17 protein-coding genes and 1 riboswitch are annotated in these 21,177 nt (G+C 59.3%); of the genes, 6 read left to right on the top strand and 11 right to left on the bottom strand.

The window, feature by feature from the left end:
- Positions 1-202: 202 nt before the first annotated feature.
- Positions 203-1,048 carry a UDP-2,3-diacylglucosamine diphosphatase gene (locus ACUN8C_RS01340; RefSeq protein ID WP_445620591.1) on the bottom strand — a complete coding sequence of 282 codons (846 nt, stop codon included), beginning with the start codon at positions 1,046-1,048 and terminating at the stop codon, positions 203-205.
- Positions 1,049-1,224: 176 nt separating this feature from the next.
- On the opposite strand from ACUN8C_RS01340, the gene ACUN8C_RS01335 reads away from it, so the two are divergent.
- On the top strand, positions 1,225-2,349 hold the full coding sequence (locus tag ACUN8C_RS01335) for a glycerol dehydrogenase (RefSeq protein WP_445620590.1): 1,125 nt from the start codon (positions 1,225-1,227) through the stop codon (positions 2,347-2,349).
- 169 nt (positions 2,350-2,518) lie between these two features.
- A complete protein-coding gene (gene polX / locus ACUN8C_RS01330; RefSeq protein ID WP_445620589.1) occupies positions 2,519-4,231 on the top strand; it encodes a DNA polymerase/3'-5' exonuclease PolX in 1,713 nt (570 codons plus the stop codon).
- 118 nt (positions 4,232-4,349) lie between these two features.
- Here the strand turns inward: polX and ahcY are convergent, their stop codons facing one another.
- The 3 genes from ahcY to metK all read right to left on the bottom strand — a co-directional run bounded on the left by ahcY (position 4,350) and on the right by metK (position 8,625).
- Complete coding sequence (gene ahcY / locus ACUN8C_RS01325; RefSeq protein WP_445620588.1) at positions 4,350-5,753, bottom strand: adenosylhomocysteinase; 1,404 nt, start codon at positions 5,751-5,753, stop codon at positions 4,350-4,352.
- A gap of 14 nt (positions 5,754-5,767) precedes the next feature.
- Positions 5,768-5,849: riboswitch (S-adenosyl-L-homocysteine riboswitch) on the bottom strand.
- 144 nt (positions 5,850-5,993) lie between these two features.
- On the bottom strand, positions 5,994-7,274 hold the full coding sequence (locus tag ACUN8C_RS01320) for a cation:proton antiporter (RefSeq protein ID WP_445620587.1): 1,281 nt from the start codon (positions 7,272-7,274) through the stop codon (positions 5,994-5,996).
- Between the two features lie 130 nt (positions 7,275-7,404).
- Positions 7,405-8,625 (bottom strand): methionine adenosyltransferase, encoded by a 1,221-nt coding sequence (gene metK, locus ACUN8C_RS01315; protein ID WP_445620586.1) that lies wholly within the window; start codon positions 8,623-8,625, stop codon positions 7,405-7,407.
- A gap of 336 nt (positions 8,626-8,961) precedes the next feature.
- On the opposite strand from metK, the gene ACUN8C_RS01310 reads away from it, so the two are divergent.
- Positions 8,962-9,528, top strand: coding sequence for a beta-propeller fold lactonase family protein (locus ACUN8C_RS01310; protein ID WP_445620585.1), 567 nt, complete (start codon positions 8,962-8,964; stop codon positions 9,526-9,528).
- Positions 9,411-9,965: a lactonase family protein gene (locus ACUN8C_RS01305; RefSeq protein WP_445621886.1), complete on the top strand. Its 555-nt coding sequence runs from the start codon at positions 9,411-9,413 to the stop codon at positions 9,963-9,965. The genes ACUN8C_RS01310 and ACUN8C_RS01305 overlap by 118 nt, the downstream gene beginning before the upstream one ends.
- Positions 9,966-10,142: 177 nt before the next feature.
- Here ACUN8C_RS01305 and ACUN8C_RS01300 read toward each other — a convergent pair whose 3' ends face one another.
- The 7 genes from ACUN8C_RS01300 to rpiB form a co-directional block, all read right to left on the bottom strand.
- Positions 10,143-11,252, bottom strand: coding sequence for an MDR/zinc-dependent alcohol dehydrogenase-like family protein (locus ACUN8C_RS01300; protein ID WP_445620584.1), 1,110 nt, complete (start codon positions 11,250-11,252; stop codon positions 10,143-10,145).
- A 333-nt stretch (positions 11,253-11,585) separates the two neighbouring features.
- Complete coding sequence (locus ACUN8C_RS01295) at positions 11,586-12,548, bottom strand: D-ribose ABC transporter substrate-binding protein (RefSeq protein ID WP_445620583.1); 963 nt, start codon at positions 12,546-12,548, stop codon at positions 11,586-11,588.
- Between the two features lie 66 nt (positions 12,549-12,614).
- Positions 12,615-13,736, bottom strand: a complete 1,122-nt coding sequence (locus tag ACUN8C_RS01290) for an ABC transporter permease (RefSeq protein WP_445620582.1) — start codon at positions 13,734-13,736, stop codon at positions 12,615-12,617.
- Positions 13,737-13,763: 27 nt separating this feature from the next.
- Positions 13,764-15,326 (bottom strand): sugar ABC transporter ATP-binding protein, encoded by a 1,563-nt coding sequence (locus ACUN8C_RS01285; protein WP_445620581.1) that lies wholly within the window; start codon positions 15,324-15,326, stop codon positions 13,764-13,766.
- Between the two features lie 21 nt (positions 15,327-15,347).
- Positions 15,348-16,004 carry a DUF2291 family protein gene (locus ACUN8C_RS01280; RefSeq protein ID WP_445620580.1) on the bottom strand — a complete coding sequence of 219 codons (657 nt, stop codon included), beginning with the start codon at positions 16,002-16,004 and terminating at the stop codon, positions 15,348-15,350.
- 429 nt (positions 16,005-16,433) lie between these two features.
- Positions 16,434-17,414, bottom strand: coding sequence for a sugar-binding transcriptional regulator (locus ACUN8C_RS01275; protein WP_445620579.1), 981 nt, complete (start codon positions 17,412-17,414; stop codon positions 16,434-16,436).
- 215 nt (positions 17,415-17,629) lie between these two features.
- The gene (gene rpiB / locus ACUN8C_RS01270) at positions 17,630-18,106 is read right to left on the bottom strand and encodes a ribose 5-phosphate isomerase B (protein WP_445620578.1); all 477 of its coding nucleotides are present in this window, start codon (positions 18,104-18,106) and stop codon (positions 17,630-17,632) included.
- A gap of 409 nt (positions 18,107-18,515) precedes the next feature.
- On the opposite strand from rpiB, the gene ACUN8C_RS01265 reads away from it, so the two are divergent.
- Together ACUN8C_RS01265 and ACUN8C_RS01260 are read left to right on the top strand one after the other, a co-directional pair.
- Positions 18,516-20,231, top strand: a complete 1,716-nt coding sequence (locus ACUN8C_RS01265) for a dihydroxyacetone kinase family protein (RefSeq protein ID WP_445620577.1) — start codon at positions 18,516-18,518, stop codon at positions 20,229-20,231.
- Positions 20,232-20,265: 34 nt separating this feature from the next.
- Positions 20,266-21,033, top strand: a complete 768-nt coding sequence (locus tag ACUN8C_RS01260; protein ID WP_445620576.1) for a triose-phosphate isomerase family protein — start codon at positions 20,266-20,268, stop codon at positions 21,031-21,033.
- Positions 21,034-21,177 lie beyond the last annotated feature (144 nt).

Genomic DNA, 21,177 nt, shown 5'->3' with positions numbered 1-21,177 from the left:
TCAGGTGATACAGATAAAGAAGGGGTAGGGAAATGGTGATGCGGCTAGCGTCGCGGGGACAAAATGCCGCATAAGCCAATTTTCAGGGACATTGTACGTTTTGTCATCATCGGGTTTCAAAAGTAAACGCCACAATTTTTCATGGCGTTAAAAACCCCAAATTATTCAATCTGTTAATAGCTGGCTCAGGAATAATTTTATTTTAATCAGATGCCGACTGGCCTTCTTCATCGGCCAGCCAGTCCTCGGTCTCGGTTTTCTCGCGGTGCCCGGAGGGCGGTCTGGGATCATCCACCAGCGTCTTGTTCTGCCAGTCGACCAGACGCAGCCGCCCATCAAATTCTTCCACCAGCGCCGTACAGTTTTCGACCCAGTCACCATCGTTGCAGTACACAAAACCTTCACACTCGCCGAAAAAGGGGATGTGAATATGGCCGCCGATGTAGCCATCCACCCCTTCACGACGTACGCGTGCCAGAGCGGACTGACGAAAGGCACCGGCAAAGTGTTTGACGTTCCCTGAACGACGCTTGAGCGCCGCCGACAGTGACCAGTACGGGCGTCCCATGCGACGACGGGCCTGTACGGTCCAGCGATTGGTGCGACGCATGGTATGCAGCGCCATCTCGCCCACGACCAGTTTCCACCGTGGCGCCTTGAAGTGGCCGTCAAACTCGTCGCCATGGCTGACCAGCAGACGCCGACCATCCCTTGTGACATGAATGGCATCGCGCCGGACTTCAATGCTGCGAAAGGTTTCGCCGCAGAAGGTACGAAAGGCGGCGTCATGATTGCCCGGGATATAGATGACCTCGCAGCCGGTCCGGGCCAGCCGCAGGATATGGCGCACCAGACGCTGCTGATGGCCATCCAGCACCGAAATGGCCCGACGTTTCATGGCGATCAGATCAAAGACATCACCGACCAGATACAGCCTTTCAGGGCGCACCAGCCGCATCAGATTGAGCAGCAGCTGTGCCTGGGCATCAGGCGTGCCCAGATGAAGATCGGACACAAACAGAGTGCGTGCATTGGGCCTTCTGGCCATCGGATCCTCCCGGACAGTCTCGACAACGCATGAGCTGCGTCACGTTAAACACCTTCAATGACAGACAATTATCGACATAACATCGACATCCGTCGAATCGTTGCCCCTAAGAGGCTATAGAGACAGCTACACTCATTTGGTCACCATCCTGTCGCCACTATCCAAGGAGAACACTGATGTTCGCTCCCAGCGAGAAGGTCTTTATCAGCCCCGGCCGCTATGTTCAGGGCGCCAATACGCTTTCCAGAGCCGGCCACTACGTGTCGCAACTGGGCCAGCAGGCACTGGTCATCGCCGATGATTTCGTCTGGAAAATGGCCGGCAGGGCGTTGAGTGACAGCCTTGAAAAAAGCGGCATACGCTTTGAGCGCGCCATTTTTGAAGGTGAATCCTCAAGCGCCGAAATTGATCGACTGATCCGGCAGGGCGAAACACTCAAGGCGGATGTGGTCATCGGTTTTGGCGGCGGCAAGACACTGGATACCGCCAAGGGCGTGGCGGACAGGATGAAAGCGGCCTGTGCCGTACTGCCAACAACCGCCTCAACGGATGCACCGACCAGTGCGCTGTCAGTGATCTACAGCGACGAGGGCGAGTTCGAGTCCTACCGCTTTTACAACAAAAACCCCGATCTGGTGCTGGTCGATACCGCCATTATCGTCAACGCCCCTCCGCGTTTTCTGGCCTCCGGCATTGCCGATGCGCTGGCCACCTGGGTCGAGGCGCGCGCTGCCATTCGCGCCTGCGCCACCAACATGGCAGGCGGTCAGGCAACGATTCTGGGTCAGGCCATCGGTGAAAAATGCGAAGAAGTGCTTTTCGATCACGCCCTGCTCGCCTATCAGGCCAACCAGGCCGGCATTGTGACCCCGTCCTTTGAGGCCGTGGTCGAGGCCAATACGCTGTTGAGCGGGCTTGGTTTTGAAAGCGGCGGACTGGCCGGCGCTCATGCCATCCATAACGGCTTCACCGCCCTGCACGGCGAAATCCATGAGCTCACTCACGGTGAAAAGGTCGCCTATGGCACTGTCGCCCAGCTGATTCTGGACCAGACGCCGCAGGCCGAGCTGGAAGAATATCTGGATCTCTATCTGGCACTGGGTCTGCCGATGACGCTGGAGGCGCTCAAGCTCAAGGACATCAGCGACGAAGACCTGTATCGCGTGGCCGAGGCCGCACTCAAGGACGGGGAATCGATCCACAATCTGGCCTATCCGCTGACGCCGGATCAGGTCGTCTACGCCATCAAGGCGGTCGACGTTCATGCGCGGGCCTACATGGAAAAGCTTGGCTGGGAATAACCCTTGCGCGCTCAAGCCCTGCCTTGTCAAAAGAGGGCCGCCCGGCGGCCCTCTTTTGACCCTGTCATCGACAACCCCAGACTACCGGAAACGAAAAAAGGCAGGTGCGCCGCTATGCTGACAGCAGTTCTGCCCTCCACTCATGTGACCGGACCGGAAGCCGAGACTCATGCAAAACGCCGATATCGCCCGTACCCTCAACCGCCTGGCCAATCTGCTGGATATCGAAGGCGCCAACGCCTTTCGTGTGCGTGCCTATCGAAGTGCTGCGCAGACCATTGAATCCTACCCCCATGCCCTGCAGGACATGGTGGCACGTGACGAACCCCTGACCGAGCTGTCCGGTATCGGCCGTGATCTGGCCGAGAAGATTACCGAGCTGATCAATACGGGCCACCTCACGGTACTTGAGGACGTCGAAAAGCGTCTGCCGCCCGGGCTTTTGCAACTGATGCGGGTCAGTCAGCTGGGCCCCAGGCGTGTGCGCCAGCTTCACGAGACGCTGGGCATCGACAGTCTCGAGTCCCTGAAAAAGGCCGCTCGTGAAGGCCGTATCCGCGCACTCGAGGGTTTTGGTGAAAAGACCGAAGCCGGTATTCTCAAGGAGGCCGAACGCCTGGAAGATGCCCCACCCCGAACGCGACTCGACGAAGCTCACAGGGCCGCGGCCGATCTGATCGCCTGGCTGGAACACGCCAAAAGTGCTCAGCGCATCAGTGCTGCCGGCAGCCTGCGACGCGGCCTCGACACCGTCGGCGATCTCGACATTCTGGTCAGCAGCGATGACGGCCCGGCCATCATGGCCCACTTGATGGACTACCCGGAGATTGCCGAAACCGTCTCTCACGGCGAAACAAAATCCACCGTTTATCTGCACTCGGGGCTGCAGGTGGATGTACGCGTGGTAGCCGACCAGAGCTTTGGCGCCGCCCTTTACTATTTCACCGGCTCGCAGACACACAACATCGCCACTCGCAAAATGGCCACCGACCGCGGGCTCAAGATCAATGAATACGGCATCTACAAGGGGAAAAAACAGCTGGCAGGCCGTACCGAAGAAGACGTTCTATCACGGATCGATTTGCCCTGGATTCCTCCGGAGCTGCGGGAAAACCGTGGCGAGATCGAGGCCGCACGCGAGGGGAAGCTACCCGAGCTGATTACCCTGGAGGACATCCGCGGTGATCTGCACATGCATACCACTGCCTCCGACGGCAAGGCGAGCCTTGAAGACATGGTGCACGCCGCCAAAAGTCGCGGCTATCGCTATATCGCCATCACCGATCACTCCAAACGGCTGGCCATGGCCAACGGTCTGGACGCCAGACGCCTGCGCGAGCAGATGGCAGAGATCGATGCGCTCAACGAGCGCTTGAAAAATTTTACTGTTTTGAAAGGCAACGAGGTCGATATCCTGGAAGATGGCACTCTTGATCTTCCCGATGACGTGCTAAGAGAGCTCGACGTCTGCGTCTTCTCGGTACATTCGAAGTTCAACCTGTCACGAGAGAAACAGACGAGTCGCATCCTGCGCGCCATGGACAACCCATACGTCAATATTCTGGCGCACCCTACCGGCCGCATCATCAACGGCCGCGAGGGCTACGAGGTCGATATCGAGGCCGTACTGCGTGGGGCCAGGGCACGCGGTGTCTTTCTCGAAATCAATGCCCAGCCGGCCAGACTTGATCTCGCCGACCACTGGGCACGCATGGCACGCGACATTGGCGTAGCCCTTGCCATCAATACCGACGCTCATGCCCCCGAGCAACTGGGGCACATGGCGCTTGGCGTAACGCAGGCCCGCCGCGGCTGGCTGGAAAAAAAGGACGTGCTCAATACCCGCACCGTCACACAGCTCAAAAAGCTGATGACGCGCTAGCGGCCCCTGCATCAGACGGCGGGACGCGGCCGGCACATCAACCCTCGCCATGACACTCAAGCGCCAAACAAAAACGCCGCCCCTGTACGGAGCGGCGTTAAAAGATCAGCGGATGTGATCAGTAGCGATACTCATGCGGCTTGAACGGCCCTTCCTGCGGCACACCCAGATACTCGGCCTGCCTTGAGGTCATTTTGGTGAGCGTGCCCCCAAAGCCTTCAACCATGTAGCGAGCGACTTCTTCATCGAGCTGCTTGGGCAGTACTTCCACGGTGACTTCCGGGCGCTCGTCTACCGGAATATCGGCGAACCGGCGCTCGTAAAGGTGAATCTGTGCCAGTACCTGGTCGGCAAAGGAGCCGTCCATGACGCGCGACGGATGACCGGTCGCGTTACCCAGGTTGACCAGACGACCTTCGGAGAGCAGCAGCAGATAGTCATCGCTGGTCGGGTCGAAGTTGCCCGGCGTACCATCGCGATAGATCTTGTGGACCTGCGGCTTGATCTCTTCCCACGCCCAGTGCTTGCGCATGTAGGCGGTATCGATCTCGTTGTCGAAGTGACCGATGTTGCACACCACCGCGCCCTTCTTGATCGCCCCCAGCATGCCGGCGTCACAGACGTTGATGTTGCCGGTCGTGGTCACCAGCACATCGATCTTGCCCAGCATATACGTATCGAGGTTGTTACCCGATTCGTCATTAACGCCGTCGGTATAGGGCGAGACCACTTCATAGCCATCCATGCAGGCCTGCATGGCGCAGATCGGATCGACTTCGCTGACCTTGACGATCATGCCCTCGTTGCGAAGACCAGCCGCCGAGCCCTTGCCCACGTCGCCATAACCGATGACCAGCGCCTGCTTGCCGGAGAGCAGGTGATCAAGACCCCGCTTGATGGCGTCCGACAGCGAGTGGCGGCAGCCATACTTGTTGTCGTTTTTCGACTTGGTGACCGAGTCGTTGACGTTGATGGCCGGCACACGCAGCGTGCCCTTGCGCATCATTTCGACCAGGCGATGAACACCGGTGGTGGTCTCTTCGCTGATGCCGTGAATGGCATCGAGAAGTTCGGGGTGATCATCGTGGAGCATCAGGGTCAGATCGCCGCCATCGTCGAGCACCATGTTCGGGCGCCAGCCATCCGGGCCTTCGATGGTCTGCTGGATGCACCACCAGAACTCTTCATCGGTTTCGCCCTTCCAGGCAAAGACCGGGGTACCGGCGGCAGCAATGGCCGCAGCCGCCTGATCCTGGGTCGAGAAGATGTTGCACGAGGACCAGCGCACGCTGGCGCCCAGCTCGATCAGCGTCTCGATCAGCACCGCGGTCTGGATGGTCATGTGGATGCAGCCGGCGATACGGGCGCCCTTGAGCGGCTGCTGATCACGATACTTGGCGCGAATCTTCATCAGCGCCGGCATTTCGGTCTCGGCGATGCGAATCTCGCGGCGGCCCCAGTCGGCCAGATTGATATCGGCGACCTTATAGTCCTGATTGACGGCGTTTTCGGCAGTAGCCATGAAACACTCCTGACAGATAGCGGGCGCCGTTGAATCCGGAGTATCCAACCCGAGCCTCGCAAAAGTCGTGCCTTTGCTGCAGCGCCCCTCGGGCGGACATGACACCCCACAAACGCGTGAGGCGATAAAATCTGATGCAAATTATAGCGGGCTGGTACCTTTGGTGGTCAATACCAGGCGCAAACGCTGACAGCCCTGCTCGTACTATCGGCATCTCGCTGCAAAACACGAGGCCAGCATTCAGTGATGTTTCGAGTCGGCCGATGCAGGATCGACACCCGGTACCACATGACTGACCAGCTTGCCGATGGTCAGCCCCTGCACCAGGATGGAAAACAACACGATGATGTAGGTAATCATCACGATCGGCTCGCGGTATTCGCTGTCCGGCAGCCCCAAGGCCAGCGCCACCGAGATACCACCGCGCAGGCCGCCCCATGTCAGTACCCGCGTGGTACCGCGGCGATAGTCAACCCAGCGCCGCATCACCATCATGGGTAGCCCAATGGTGACAAGACGCACCGATAGGATGATCAGAATCAGTGGGCCTGCCACCATCAGGTAGCTCCACTCAAACGGAATCAGCAACAGCTCCAGCCCGATCAGGACAAACAGCACGGCGTTGAGAATCTCGTCGATCAGCTCCCAGAAGCCGTCCACGTAGCGTCGGGTATTTTCCGACATGGCATGCTCGCGGCCGCGGTTGCCGATGAAAAGTCCGGCAATCACCATCGCGATCGGCCCGGAGACCTCAAGCCAGGTGGCCAGCGCATAGCCGCCCAGCACCAGCGCCAGGCTGATCAGCACCTCGACCTGATACTGATCGATGCTTTTCATCATTCGATAGGCGATATAGCCCATCACCATCCCCAGCAGCAGGCCACCCCCGGCCTCTTCGCCAAAAAGCATCAGCGAATGCGTCGCCGTAAGCTGCTCCCCGGCCGTGGCCGCCCCCGCCAGCAGGGTAAAGACCACCACGGCCACGCCGTCGTTGAACAGCGATTCCCCCACGATCTTGACCTCCATGTCTTCCGGGGCCCCGGCGCTTTGCATGATGCCCAGCACGGCAATCGGGTCAGTCGGTGAAATCAACGCGCCAAAGACCAGACAAAAGAGATACGGCACATGGATATTAAAGGTGGCAAACAGCCACCAGGCGGCGCTGCCGATCGCAAGCGTTGAGACCAGCACGCCCACCGAGGCCAGAAAACCGATCGAATAGCGATAGCGCTTGAGCTTGTCGATATCCACATGCAGGGCGCCTGCAAACAGCAGAAACGACAGCATGCCGTCCATCAACAACGCGTTGAAGTTGATGCCGCCAAGCCACTGCTCGGTCAGGCCCGTCACATAGGTAAAGCCCAGATGGTCCAGCGCCATCAGCGCCAGCGACATCACCAGAGCCACCACCATCACACCAATGGTGGCCGGCAGGCGGAGAAAGCGATAGTTGAACCACGAAAAAAGCGCGGTCACGGTAATAAAAAGTGCAGCAATGTTCAGCATAAGAAACGTGCTCAATCGAAGAATCGGTCTGCTCGGGACAGGCAGGGGCCCTTGAGCATAGACAAACTTCCCCCACAAAAAAGCCCACGCGTACGTGGGCCTTTCAGGGCAATGGCGCGGGAGGCCCCGGCCTGGCGAGCAGGGCTTACAGCCCGGCAGCGTCTCGAAGCGCTTCGGCCCGGTCAGTCTTCTCCCAGGGAAAGGCCGTAAAGGTCTCGGTCTGCACCTCGCCGCGCGTGTCCTTCCAGGTATAGGTATGCTCGAACGGCTCACGCCCGAAGTGCCCATAGGAGGCGGTGAGCTGATACATCGGGTGGAGCAGGTCCAGCATGCGGGTAATCGCATAGGGCCGCAGATCGAAATGCTCGCGTACCAGCTCGATGATCTTGTCATCGCTGATCTTGCCGGTGCCAAAGGTATTGATGGCCACCGAGGTCGGCTCGGCCACACCGATGGCGTAGGACACCTGGATCTCGCACTTCTCGGCGATCCCGGAAGCGACCAGATTCTTGGCCACATAGCGTCCGGCGTAGGCTGCGCTGCGGTCCACCTTGGACGGGTCCTTGCCGGAGAAGGCACCGCCACCGTGACGCGCCATGCCGCCATAGGTATCCACGATGATCTTGCGCCCGGTCAGACCACAGTCGCCTACCGGCCCGCCGATCACGAACTTGCCGGTCGGGTTGATATGAAAGCGCGTGGATTCAGTGATCCACTCGGCCGGCAATACATCACGAATAATCAGTTCTTCAACGGCGTGACGCAGCTCCTCCTGCGAGATGCTTTCGTCATGCTGCGTTGAGAGCACGACCGCATCAACTGCGACCGGCTTGCCATCCTGGCCGTAGCGAAAGGTCACCTGACTCTTGGCATCCGGGCGCAGCCAGGAGAGCGTACCGTTCTTGCGAAGCTCCGCCTGACGCTCGACCAGACGATGCGAATAATGAATCGGCGCCGGCATATAGGACGGCGTCTCGTTGGTGGCATAACCAAACATCAGCCCCTGATCACCCGCGCCCTGATCCTCGGGGCGGGTACGATCCACGCCCTGAGCAATATCAATGCTCTGCTTGCCGATCAGGTTAAGCACGCCGCAAGTGGCGCCATCAAAGCCGACCTCGGAGGAGGTATAACCGATCTCCGAGATCACGCGACGCACCAGCTCTTCCAGATCCACCCAGGCACTGGTGGTAATCTCGCCGGCCACAATCGCCACACCCGTCTTGACCAGCGTTTCACAGGCCACGCGGGCCTGCTTGTCGCGGGCAATCAGGGCATCAAGCACTGCATCGGAGATCTGATCGGCAATCTTGTCCGGGTGTCCTTCAGAGACGGATTCGGAGGTAAACAGGGAGTATTCGCTCATGAAGACTCTGGATCCTTTTATCGCTCGTTTGTGAGCAAAAACATGGAAAGTCAGACCGTGCTGCAGACAACAGACGTCCTGTCATTAATGTGGATACCGATACTATCGGCACAATGCGAAAAGTTTACACCCGGTAAAAGCAAAGTGCCTAACCCACGCCCGTGCAATGTCTTCATGGTCATCACGCAACACGTTCATGCCAGAGCCGTGCCCCTTGAGAGGCCAGACCATGGTTGATGACGCCTTAAAGCGCCTTGAACCCTACAATCACTGACTGGATTAAAGGGCGCACGACTGTAACCCTTGTCCCTTCACGTTCAACATCAGGGTGGGCACATGTCATCATCGCAATCCCTTTTTGCCTATATCGGCTGTGGCGGCGCCGGCGAGGTCTGTCTGGTGCGCTACGCACACGAGCGCCTTGAACTGGTTCAGCGCGTCACACTCCCCGACCTTGAAAAGGCCGGTGGCTCCATGCCGTTGTGCCTGAGTCCGGATCGGCACCATCTGTATGCTGCCGGCCGCGGCACCCCCATGGGCATCTTCACCTTTGCCATCGATGCACAGAGCCATCAACTGACGCCGGTGGCGACCTTTCCCATCCATGAAAGCGTCGCCTATCTGGCCTGCTCGGCGCGAGACGGCCGGCTCTTTTCGGCGTCCTATCACCATCACCTGGTGGCCGCCTACGAAATGTCCCGGGAAGGCGTGGTACAAGGCGAGCAGGGCGATGGGACACCGAGCCCAATGCCCACTGCATTCTCCCTGACCCGGATCAACGCAACCTGCTGTTCACCAGCCTCGGCGGCGACCGCCTTTACTGCGCCAGTCTTGAAGCCCAGCCTCCCTTTGAAGACACGATCGAGGTCACGCTTCCCGACGGTACCGGGCCCAGGCATCTGATCTTCAACGCCGCTGGCACACGGCTTTATCTCCTCGGCGAGCTGGACGGTTCCATTACGCTGTTTGACTACGACAGTGGCACTCGAACCCTGAACAGGCGACAGCGGGTCGTGGTGGACAAGGGCAGTGCCGATACCTTCTGGGCAGCAGATATTCATCTCGACGCCGAAGGTCGCTACCTCTATGCCTCAGAGCGCAGCAGCTCGCTGGTCACCTCTTTTGCCGTCGACGCTGACAACGGCGAGCTCACTCGCATCGGCGCCTTTGACGTCGAGACGCAGCCCCGAGGCTTTGCACTGGATGCGACCGGAACGCTGATGCTGGCGGCCGGCCAGCAATCCCATCATGTGGCTGCCTATCATCTCAACGACGGCAGGCTTGAATTGATCGATCGCGTTGAAGTCGCTCAGTCACCGGACTGGGTCGAGATGGCCTGAACCTGCGTCAACGATGGCAGGCGCCCTGCCTGCCATCGGCGCGAGTTACTCAAAGCCTTTGCCTCGCCCGAAAATGTGTTGGTGGACATGACAATGTCCGTGGGCTGCATGAATTCAAACCAGAAAGGCGCGCACAAAAAAGCGCGGCATGGCAGCCGCGCTGTAGTGGGTCAGCGCTCAAGGGATCAGTACGATCTTCAGTGATTTTGCGCCGCTGGTCATGAGCTCAAAACCTTCTTCGAATTTTTCCAGTGGTAGCTTGTGCGTCACGACGCCATCAGTGGGGTAATCTCCGTTCTTGATGCCCTCAATCACCAGCGGATAGCAGTACGGCCCCAGGTGTGAGCCCAGCACATCGAGTTCCTTGCGATCAGAAATGATGCTCCAATCCACGCTGACCGGGTCCTTGAAGACGCTGAACTCGACAAAGCGTCCGAGCTTTCGAATCATCGATAGCCCCTGTTCGACCGATTTCGGATGTCCGGTGGCCTCGATATAGACATCACAGCCGTAACCGCCGGTCATCTCCTTGATGATCGACACCACGTCATCGTTTTTGGGATTGAGCACCATATCGGCGCCGAATTTTTTGGCCAGCGCCAGACGCTCGTCAAAAAGATCCAGCACGATCAGTTTTTCGGCACCGGCCTTTTTGGCGGCCCCGACCATGCCAAGCCCCAGGGTCCCGGCACCGGAAAGCACCACCACGTCACCCAGCTCGATTCTGGCGCGCTGAACGGCGTGTAGCGAACAGGCATAAGGCTCGATCAGAATCGCCTTCTCCAGCGGCAGTTCTTCGGGCACGTGATAGTTGATCGCCTCCTTTGTGAATTTCATGTACTCGGCCATGCCGCCGTTCACGTTACTCTGGAAGCCGTAGAGATCGTGCTTTTCACACATCCAGTACTGGCCGCGACCACAAAAGCGACAATCCCAGCAGGGCACGATCTGCTCGGAGATCACGCGATCGCCGGGCTTGTAGTCCTTGACGGCATCTCCGACCTTCACAACCCGACCGATAAACTCGTGCCCGGGGATCATGGGCGCCTTGATGTAAGCCGGCTGATTCTCGTCCCCCCAGAAACTCGGCGCGCCATCAAAGGACTTGATGTCACCGGCACAGATGCCGCAGCCCTCAACCTTGACCAGAATTTCCCGGTCATTATCGAGTTCGGGAACCGGTACTTCTTCATAGCGATAGTCGCCGGGGCCATAAGCCACCACAGCGTGCATGGTTTTGGGGAGGTCGTGCCGGGAAACATTATCCTGCGTCAGCGTGTCAGACATGATCACCTCGTTGCGGCTGCAAGCATCATTTGTTTCTGTTCTGGACAAATGAAATAACGCCGCAGGCTGCGCCTGGTCAATCAAATGACCGCCTCACAGGTCTTATACCTTAGCGCAACGAAACGCTACTGGATTGATTAACCTGAACTTTAAAAACCGGCATACGACGAATGTCTGGCAGGAGGGTGTCGACATAAAACATGGCATGGATGATCCCTTATTGAACATTTGAACAATCCCCTGCCGCTGGGCCATTGCGGCCTGAGGTATCTTGACGAAAAAAGCCGCCATAAAAGGCGGCTTCGGTGCGGGTCCTGAAAACAGCATTGGCGCTTACTGTTCCAGTACGAAGGGTGACGTTACCTGATCGACGTTGTCCGGCGTGATCAGCAGGCAGTCAAAAAGCTGCTTTTCACCGTTCAGGCCGGTTTCGCCGGTACGGATGAATTGATCGGCCAGCTCCACGGCACGCTTTGAAAACACGGCTACCGGCTGAAGTACGGTGTAGGCCATGTCGCCGTCCTTGACGGCCTTGACGGCGTCGGGAGAACCGTCAAAACCGCCTACCACGACGCCCTTTAGCTTGCCCGACTCGCGCAGGGCTGCGACCGCGCCAAGTGCCATCTCATCGTTACCGCTGATCAGGCCCTGAATGTCCGGGTTGGCCTGCAGCATGCTCTGGGTCTTGTTGTAACCCTGGGTGCGGTCCCAGTTGGCCACATCAGAGGCGACCAGCTCGAGGTCCGGATACTGGGTCAGTACGGTCTGATAGCCGTTGGAGCGAGTCGCGGCATTGTTGTCGGATGGCGCGCCCTTGAGCTCGACATAGCGAGCGCTGTCCCCTACTGCCTCGACCCACTGCTGCGCGCCGAGCGCGGCACCCTGTGCGTTGTTGGATACCAGCTGGGCCTTTGCCAGCCCCTGCTGGTTGATCTCGGCATTGACGATAAAGACCGGAATGCCGGCGTTGACGGCCTTTTTGACCGCGCCGACCGAGCCATCAGCGTTGGCCGGGTCCAGAATGATCGCCTTCGCCTTGTTGGTGATTGCCGTATCAATCTGTCGGCTCTCGGAGTTGGTGTCACCCTTGTGGGCGCTGACATTAGCGCTGTAGCCCATCTCCTCGGCCGTTTCGCGGGCAATATTACCCTCGGTCAACCAGTACGGATTGGAGGGGTCATTGACGATGATCGAGATCAATCCCTTCTGCTGATCCTGCGCCAGGGCACTGCCCCCAACGACCATGGCACCGATGGCCAGACCCGCCATCAAAAGACGTTTTCCCTTTCTTAACATGATGCTTCCCCTTGCCTTGACGGTTGGTATACCGGCGAACCGGCCTTTCGATGCCACCCAATCAGCCTAAGCGGCCCCGGGCGACGATGAAGCCTTTTGACCTTCAGGACGGGTTGCCCGCTTTTTGCGAGGCTTGTACTGAATGCTGTTCAAAAGCACCGCCAGTACGATGACCGCGCCCATGAATACGGTCTGCCAATAGGAGGAGACGCCGATGATGACCAGGCCATCGGAGAGAAAGCCGATGACGAATGCCCCTAAAAGCGTGCCGCGCACGTTCCCGCGTCCGCCTGTCAGCGCCGCCCCACCGATCACCACGCCAGCAATCGCGGTCAGTTCATAGGTCGTCCCGGCCGTGGGCCCGGCAGAGGTCAATTGCGAGGAGAGCACCAGCCCGGCAATAGCGGCACAGACACCGGAGAGCACATAAACCCATATCTGCACGCGCTTGACCGGTACGCCGGAAAGCTCCGCGGCGCGTGCGTTGCCGCCGGTGGCATAGACCCAGCGCCCAAAGGGCGTTCGATTGAGGGCAAACATGCAGATAATGGCGACAACGGCAAAGATCAGCACCCCGACCGGCACGTTAAAAAATCGATTGAAGCCCAGCCAGTCAAAGCCGGTATTACCCAGTTCGGGATTACCGCTCAGATTGTTGTAGGTCAGCCCATCGGTCATCAAAAGCGCCGCACCGCGTGCCACATAAAGCGTGCCCAGCGTGGCCACAAAGGCCGGCACCCTGAAAATCGATACCAGTACGCCGTTAATCATGCCGACAAAAGCGCCCAGCACACAGGTCAGGACCACGACCGCCCAGACCGGCGGATAGAGCGTCACACCAAAGGCATCCACCGACACGCCCTGCATCAGAAAACCCGCCATGACACCGGCAAGCCCCATGGTCGAGCCGACCGAAAGATCGATACCGCCGGTCAGAATGACCAGCAGCATGCCAATCGAGAGCAGCCCGAAAATGGCCACGTGCGAGGACATGGTCAGGAAATTGGCGGTCGAGAAGTAAACCGGTGAGAGCATCGCAAAGATGACGATGATGGCGATCAGGGCAAAAAAGGCCCGGCCTTCAAGGAGAATGTGCCCCAGATCGAAACCGCCGGTACGCCGCGGTGCCGCGCGGGCAGACGACGTGCTGGAACTCGCGGGTGAAGCACTCTGACGAACATCGGACATGATAGTGATCCCTGCCATACACGTATTTCAGCCTGCGACGGATTCACCGGAGGCCGCCATGATCTCTTCCCTGCTGACATCGGCCCCGAACTCGGCACTGATCCGGCCCCGACTCATCACGACAATGCGATGCGCCACGCTCAGACACTCGCCCACCTCAGAGGTCGAATAGATCACCGCCAGTCCCTTCGAGGCGCCCTCGGCGAGCAGTCTGAACACCTCGGCCTTGGCGCCGATATCGATGCCACGGCTGGGCTCATCGAGGATGACGACCCGGGGCCGTGTCGCCAGCATCTTGCCGATGACCACCTTTTGCTGATTGCCACCGGAGAGCGAACCAATACCGGCCGCACCGCCGTCGGTCTTGATATGCACGTTGCGAATGGAATCCTCGATCACGTTCTGCTCGCGACCGCGCGAGGTTATAAATCCACGGGTAAAGGCACCGATGCTGGCCAACGACAGGTTCTCGCCTACTGCCATGGTCTGCACCAGCCCATCACGCTGGCGATCTTCCGGCACCAGCACCAGCCCGCGCTCGATGCGCTCGGCAATGCTCAGACCGGAAATATCCTCACTCTCCAGCATGATCCGCCCGTCGCTTGCCGGTACGCGCCCCGCAGCGCACTCCAGAAGCTCCGTGCGCCCGGCCCCCATCAGGCCGTAAATACACACGATCTCCCCGGCGCGCACTGCCAGCGACAGACGATCCACAACCGAACGCTCCGGTACGGCCACATCCGCCACGCTGATGTTGTCAAACGACAGCGCCACCTCGCCCATCGTATGGCCGGTCGGTGGCGAGCCCAGATCGAAGTTCTCACCCACCATGTGGCGCACGATCCACTCCAGATCGATCTCGCTGCGCTCGGCATAAGCGGTCATTGCGCCATCGCGCAGCACCACGGCGTGATCGGTAATGGTCAGCGCCTCTTCCAGATGATGCGAGATATAGACAATCGAGACGCCGCGGCTCTTTAAATCCTCGATGACCCGAAACAACACCTCGACTTCCGAAGCCGACAGAGCCGAGGTCGGCTCATCCATGATCAGAATGCGCGAGTTGACGGACAGTGCTCGGGCAATCTCCACAATCTGCTGCTGACCCAGACGCAGGTCCTCCACCAGCGTCATCGGATCAATGGGCTCATCCAGTTCCGCCATCAGTCGCTCGGTTTCACGGGCCTCGCCGGCATAATCCACACCGCCCGGCCCGCCCAGCTCACGGCCCATGAAAATGTTGTCACGCACATTCATGTTGGGCGCCAGGCTCAGCTCCTGATGGATGATTGAAATGCCATGACGCTGGGCATCCACGGTGGACGAAAAGCGCACCGACTCGCCGTCGAGCACAATCTCGCCGGCACTGGGCTGCATTACGCCGGAAAGAATTTTCATCAGCGTTGACTTGCCCGCGCCGTTTTCACCAAACAGCGTCGTGACCTGTCCATGACGGATATCGAAATTGACACTTTTGAGCGCGTGCACACTGCCAAAGGACTTGGCCACATTACGCGCCGACAGCACGACATCACCCGTCTTGCCGCCTGAAATCGTTGACCTGTCCATGACACTCTTTGCGCTGCTCATGGCATGCACTCCCGTCCCGCCCTACTGCACATCGAGGGCCACCGGGGTGACCAGCCAGTTTTTTGGATTGATCATCTGAAACACACCGGTGACCTCAACGGTTTTACCGCTCAGCGCCGCAGTATCCACACCTTCGAGTACTTCGGCCTTCATGGCATTGTTGATGGCGGCGCCCGCATTTTGATACTCGATCTGATTGGTAAACTGGCCAAAGCTGATGTCGCCTGTGGCATCACGTAGTGTGGTGCCATTGATGGCCGGGCCGGTCTGCACCCTGACCCGGGTGCCTTCAGGCATGTCGGGAATATCGATCGTGTAGATGCCGGATTTGCCCTCCCCGACCGTGCCGGTGAAGTGCACCGGAAAGATCGGACCTATCCCGCTGGCCACGCCGTAGCGCTCCCCGGCGGCGCTGGCATCATCATTCAGCGCCTGCGCCAGTTCCGGCGCCTCGACAGCCCGTGACTTGACGCTTTGCGCAATTTCCGGGAACTGCTCCTGCCCATAACGCTCTGCTGAAAACTGGCCGCTCTGCACATCGGACTGGGCACCCTGCTCAACCACATGCGTATCCCATGCCATGGCGGCCGCCACGACAATCACCACCACTGCCGTAATGGCACGTCCCTTTTTTTTGCGGGAGCGAGGGCGGGCATGGGTACTGGCATCTGCTGTCATATCGAACCGGTCTCCACTGCGGGTGTAGGGGTTACAAGATTTTCAGGCGCACCAGGCGGTGCATCGACAGTGTCTGATCCGAATCATTTGACCTGCTTTCGTTCAAATGTATTAACGCCATGACCCCTTTCAACTGCAATGCCCAGGCCGATATATAGCGCTAAGACTTTGTGCTTAACATCTTCAACATCATGAAATAAAAAGAAATAAACTGAATGGATAATCAATTCTGAGACTAAAGTTATCCGCTGACAGGAGGACCTGAAAGGCGAGCATTTCTGCAAAAAAGGAACATCGGTACAGATGATTCAGAGACAGACAGGCGCGACGAGACCTCGTCGATCAACGCCAGAATCCTGTATTGATCGCCTTGAGGATGCTTGAAAACCAATGCAACTGGAGGGAAGGATAGTGACGCCAGACGAGAAATTAATCCTCGTCTTTGACGCGGGTGGCCTCGTCAAGATGCAAAAGGGTATGCGCATTGGTGGCGCTGGTGGCGAGCACGTCGATGACGCCGGTGCGCAGCGCACCGAGAATGCCGGCGGCCTTGGTGCTTTCACTGGCGATCGCAATGACCTCGGGAATGCGCGCCAGATCCGGAATGGTCAGCCCGATCACGCGACCCTGCATGGGGGTAGTGGAGGCCCGTCCGTTCAGGTCGATAAAGTCATAGCCCATCATGTCCCCGACCGTACCGGACAGCCGCGCCTCGGCAATCTCCTGCGGCGAGAACCAGCCCATGCGCACCATATTGCTGTCTTCTGACAGATCGCCCACACCGATCATGGCAATGTCAGCGCGCCGGGCGCGATCCAGTGTCTGGCGCACGGTCGGGTTGTCGAGCATGGCGTCGCGAAGCTCGGGGCTGGCCACCATGGCCGGTGCGTAGAGCGTTTCACTCTCACCGCCGAACTTCGCCGCCAGTCGCCGACAGATGTGATCGGGGTTCATGTACTCCCCGGCACGCAGCGAGCCGCCAATGGCACAGATGAATGAGCACTGTCGGGTGCGCTGAGTAAAGACGTTATCGGCCACGGTGCCCACGTTGCGCCCCATGCCGACGGCCACCACGGTGCCATCTTCCAGCGTTCGTGAAAGATGGTCGGCGACCAGGCTCGACACCTCATGACGCTGCTGCTCGGCATCGGCGCAGTCCAGTGCGATCAGCGCCCGGCGAATGCCGAAGCGGCGAATCAGCGACTGCTCGATCTCGGCGGCCACCGAAGGATGATGACGCACCCGTACATCCACGATGCCTTCGGCCTGCGCACGCTTGAGCATGCGACCGACCTTGATGCGTGACATGCCCATGCGTCCGGCGATCGCCTCCTGGGTTTCGCCCTGCATGTAATAGCGGCTGGCAATCTCGGTCATCAGCGCAATATCAGGATCGGCACGCTCGTTCATGGGATCTCCGGATCAAACGCGTGGGTGTCATGTGAGGCGGGAAGATACCTGCAAGCATCGTTCGTGTCACAGCAAGGCACCCGAAACCAGCAACGAAGCCTCTAAAATCAACAGCGAAGCCTTCGAAAAAAGGGCAGTACGACCGTTCGCCGTACTGCCCCATCACGCCGGCGCATGCGCCTTGCCTTGTCATACGACATCAAGGCCGGACGAAATCATGCCTTGCCGCTTTGTTCCTGCTCGTAGGCCGTGATGCGATCCACCTTGGCCTGCGAACCACCGCCGCTGAATTCGCTTTCAAGGAAGGACTCGGCGATCTTTTTGGCAAGCTCAACGCCAATGACGCGAGCGCCCATGGTCAATACCTGCGCATCGTTGCTCTTGCGCGCCCGCTCGGCGGAATAGGTGTCATGCGCCTGGGCGGCGCGGATGCCCGGCACCTTGTTGGCCGAGATGGCCACACCAATGCCTGTGCCGCAGATCAGAATGGCGCGATCGACACGACCTTCCTTGACCGCATGGGCAGCGGCAAAGGCGATATCGGGATAAAGCACCGGTTCGGCATTATGGGTGCCGAAATCCTCGACCTCGTGACCCAGCGAGCGCACGTGCTCTACCATGGCCTGCTTCATGTCATAAGCGGCTTCATCACATCCGAGTGCGACCCGAAGCTTTTTGGTCTCTGCTGTCATGATTTCTCCTGGTGAATGATCACCGTCTACGTTGACACTTTTATAGCGTACGCCTTACCGATCATATGAACAAAGCGCATTCATATGAAAAACCCCGCCAGCCCGTCACTCCGGCTCGGAAAAACGCTTTCACCCGCTGAAGATATCACCCCTTTGGGCATAAATACGCCGTCATACCCCCTACAAAGGGCGATAGTAAAACCAAAGTCTCATGCGAAGTGATCGGCCGCAGGGCTAATATAGCCCCAATGTTTCTAACAAATGTACATGCCAGGATCATATTATCATTCTGACAAATTCCTGTTCGGGTGCGCACGCACGCGAAGGGGAGAGAGGCATCAAACGCTCTGGCTTCCAGGAGCAGCGCGCGATGCCCGGTCATTTTCGCCTTATCAGGAGTACGCCCGTCATGACACGCCTTTTCAACGACCCGATTGCCTTTGTCGACGAAGCCACCGAAGGCTTTGTGGCCGCTCACGCTCACCGGGTGCGCCAGGTGCCCGGCGGCGTGATCCGCAGCACAAAAAGTGAGCCGAATACCGTTGCGGTCGTGATCGGCGGCGGCTCCGGTCACTACCCCGCCTTTTGCGGACTGGTCGGTCAGGGGCTGGCGCACGGGGCGGCAATGGGCAACCTGTTTGCCTCGCCCTCTGCCCAGCAGATCTATACGGTCGCTCGTGCCGCCAACAACGGCGCCGGCGTGCTGCTGAGCTACGGCAACTATGCCGGTGACGTGCTCCACTTCGGTCAGGCACGCGACCGACTGGTCAGCGAAGGCATCCCCTGTGAGATGGTCAAGGTCATCGACGACGTTTCCAGCGCCAGTCTCGAAGAGATTCAAAAGCGTCGCGGCATCGCCGGCGATCTGACCGTTTTCAAGATCGCCGCGGCCGCTGCCGAAGCCGGCTACTCACTCGAAGAAGTGGTGCGCGTGACGGAAGCCGCCAATCTGCGTACCCGCTCCTTCGGCGTGGCCTTTGATGGCTGCACCCTGCCCGGTGCCGATGACGCCCTCTTCCATGTGCCGGAAGGCAAGATGGCCGTGGGTCTGGGCATTCACGGCGAGCCCGGCATCAGCGAGCAGGACATTCCTACTGCCGACGAGCTGGCCGAGCTGCTGGTCAAGCGACTGCTGGAAGAGCTGCCAGAAGGTGTGAGCAGCGCCAGCGGCGCTCGCGCCTCGGTGCTGCTCAACGGTCTGGGGACGGTCAAGTATGAAGAGCTGTTCGTGGTCTATCGCCGCGTCAACCAGCTGTTAAAGGACGCAGGACTTGAGATTGTCGAACCCGAAGTGGGCGAGCTGGTCACCAGTCTGGACATGGCCGGCGCGTCACTGACGCTGTTCTGGCTCGACGAGGAACTCGAGAAGTTCTGGGCTGCCCCCTGCGACACGCCCGCCTACAGCAAGGGGAGCGTCGTCAATGCCGAGCAGCTTGACGCTGCCGAACTCGATATCCCCGACCCGGACGCCATTCCCGACGCCACCCAGGAATCACGGGACGCTGCGGCAAAGGTACTGGCCGCACTCGAAACCACCTACAAGGTGATCGAGGAGAATGAAGAGGAATTCGGTCGTATTGACGCCGTAGCCGGCGACGGTGATCACGGTATCGGCATGGCCCGCGGCGGCAAGGCAGCTGTTGAGAAGGCCCGCGAGGCGAAGGAGCGCGGCGCCGGCGCCGGGACAACCCTGCGCATGGCAGGCGATGCCTGGGCCGACAGGGCCGGCGGCACCTCCGGCGCCATCTGGGGCGCGGCGCTGCATTCGCTGGCGATGGCCATCGGCGACGAGAAAAAACCCGACGCCGCCCGTATCGCCCAGGGCGTTCGCGATGCCCGCGACAACATCATGCACTTTGGCAAGGCGAAGGTCGGCGACAAGACACTGGTCGACGTGCTGGTGCCCTTCAGTGAAGTACTGAGCGAGCGCGTTGACGCCGGTGATGATCTGGCCACGGCCTGGCAGGCCGGCGCAGATCGCGCCGAACAGGCCGCAAGGGACACCGCCGATCTCGTGCCGAAAATTGGCCGCGCACGCCCGCTGGCAGAAAAGAGCAAGGGCACCCCGGATGCCGGCGCTGTCTCGCTGTCCATGATCATCCGCGCCGTTGTCGATGTGCTCTAGGCGATTGTTTACGGTCCAACCACAGGAGAGAGACATGGCCGCCCCCCTGCTTATCGGCACCAGCCTCAAGATGTATTTTGGCTATCAGAAAACGCTGGACTGGTGTCGTCAGGTCACCGACATCGCTCGTCAGCATCCCGCCGTGACGCAGGGGCATGCAGCGCTTTTCATCATGCCTTCGTTTCCGACGCTGTCACCGGTGCTTGAGATCGTGCGCGACACTGATATCCGCATCGGGGCGCAGAACCTTTCCGATCAGCCGCCTGGCGCCTGGACCGGAGAAGTCAGCGCCGCCATGCTCGCCGAGATGGGCTGTCGCTGCGTGGAAGTCGGTCACGCCGAGCGTCGGCGTCATTTCCATGAAGATGAAACGCTGATTGCCGCCAAGACCGCGCAGGCCATGGCGAACGGACTCTCTCCCGTGCTGTGTGTGGGCGAGATTGAACAAGGCGACCCGGACATTGCGGCCAGTGAGTGCATCCGTCAGGTAGAAAGTGCGCTGACGGATGTCCCGCAGCCCAGAGAGACCGACCTGATCGTGGCCTACGAGCCCCACTGGGCGATTGGTGCTCCTCAGCCGGCTTCGAAAGAGCATATCAGTGCCGTGTGCATCAAGCTTCAGGCCTGGCTGGATGGCCACGGCGGCGGGCGCGTCATTTATGGTGGCAGTGCTGGTCCCGGGCTTCTGTCACGCCTGGAGGGCAGCGTGCAGGGAATGTTCCTTGGCCGATTCGTGCATGACGCAAGCGCCTTTGAACAGATCCTAGATGAAGTCATGACCCTTCATGACGCGTCTCGCTGACGCTCGATTCCGAGATGACACATCGGTTTTGATGCGCCCTTCTTCATACCGGGGGGGCGACATCACCATTTCATGCAGCTACTCTTGGCAAATAAAGATGTGCGACATCGATGCGAGCGCTGGCGCCACGGCCCATTGACTCGG

Source organism: Kushneria sp. Sum13, assembly GCF_052692355.1.
Note: the sequence above shows the minus strand (reverse complement) of the source record. Positions and strands in the feature narration are given on the sequence as shown.

What these genes read in the sequence shown, in the direction of transcription:
- metK (WP_445620586.1), bottom strand. Translation starts at nt 8,625, where the DNA reads ATGAGCGAATACTCCCTGTTTACCTCCGAATCCGTCTCTGAAGGACAC.
- ACUN8C_RS01340 (WP_445620591.1), bottom strand. Translation starts at nt 1,048, where the DNA reads ATGGCCAGAAGGCCCAATGCACGCACTCTGTTTGTGTCCGATCTTCAT.
- ACUN8C_RS01265 (WP_445620577.1), top strand. Translation starts at nt 18,516, where the DNA reads ATGACACGCCTTTTCAACGACCCGATTGCCTTTGTCGACGAAGCCACC.
- ahcY (WP_445620588.1), bottom strand. Translation starts at nt 5,753, where the DNA reads ATGGCTACTGCCGAAAACGCCGTCAATCAGGACTATAAGGTCGCCGAT.
- ACUN8C_RS01290 (WP_445620582.1), bottom strand. Translation starts at nt 13,736, where the DNA reads ATGTCCGATGTTCGTCAGAGTGCTTCACCCGCGAGTTCCAGCACGTCG.
- ACUN8C_RS01280 (WP_445620580.1), bottom strand. Translation starts at nt 16,004, where the DNA reads ATGACAGCAGATGCCAGTACCCATGCCCGCCCTCGCTCCCGCAAAAAA.
- ACUN8C_RS01310 (WP_445620585.1), top strand. Translation starts at nt 8,962, where the DNA reads ATGTCATCATCGCAATCCCTTTTTGCCTATATCGGCTGTGGCGGCGCC.
- ACUN8C_RS01285 (WP_445620581.1), bottom strand. Translation starts at nt 15,326, where the DNA reads ATGAGCAGCGCAAAGAGTGTCATGGACAGGTCAACGATTTCAGGCGGC.
- ACUN8C_RS01300 (WP_445620584.1), bottom strand. Translation starts at nt 11,252, where the DNA reads ATGTCTGACACGCTGACGCAGGATAATGTTTCCCGGCACGACCTCCCC.
- ACUN8C_RS01335 (WP_445620590.1), top strand. Translation starts at nt 1,225, where the DNA reads ATGTTCGCTCCCAGCGAGAAGGTCTTTATCAGCCCCGGCCGCTATGTT.
- ACUN8C_RS01260 (WP_445620576.1), top strand. Translation starts at nt 20,266, where the DNA reads ATGGCCGCCCCCCTGCTTATCGGCACCAGCCTCAAGATGTATTTTGGC.
- ACUN8C_RS01295 (WP_445620583.1), bottom strand. Translation starts at nt 12,548, where the DNA reads ATGTTAAGAAAGGGAAAACGTCTTTTGATGGCGGGTCTGGCCATCGGT.
- rpiB (WP_445620578.1), bottom strand. Translation starts at nt 18,106, where the DNA reads ATGACAGCAGAGACCAAAAAGCTTCGGGTCGCACTCGGATGTGATGAA.
- ACUN8C_RS01275 (WP_445620579.1), bottom strand. Translation starts at nt 17,414, where the DNA reads ATGAACGAGCGTGCCGATCCTGATATTGCGCTGATGACCGAGATTGCC.
- polX (WP_445620589.1), top strand. Translation starts at nt 2,519, where the DNA reads ATGCAAAACGCCGATATCGCCCGTACCCTCAACCGCCTGGCCAATCTG.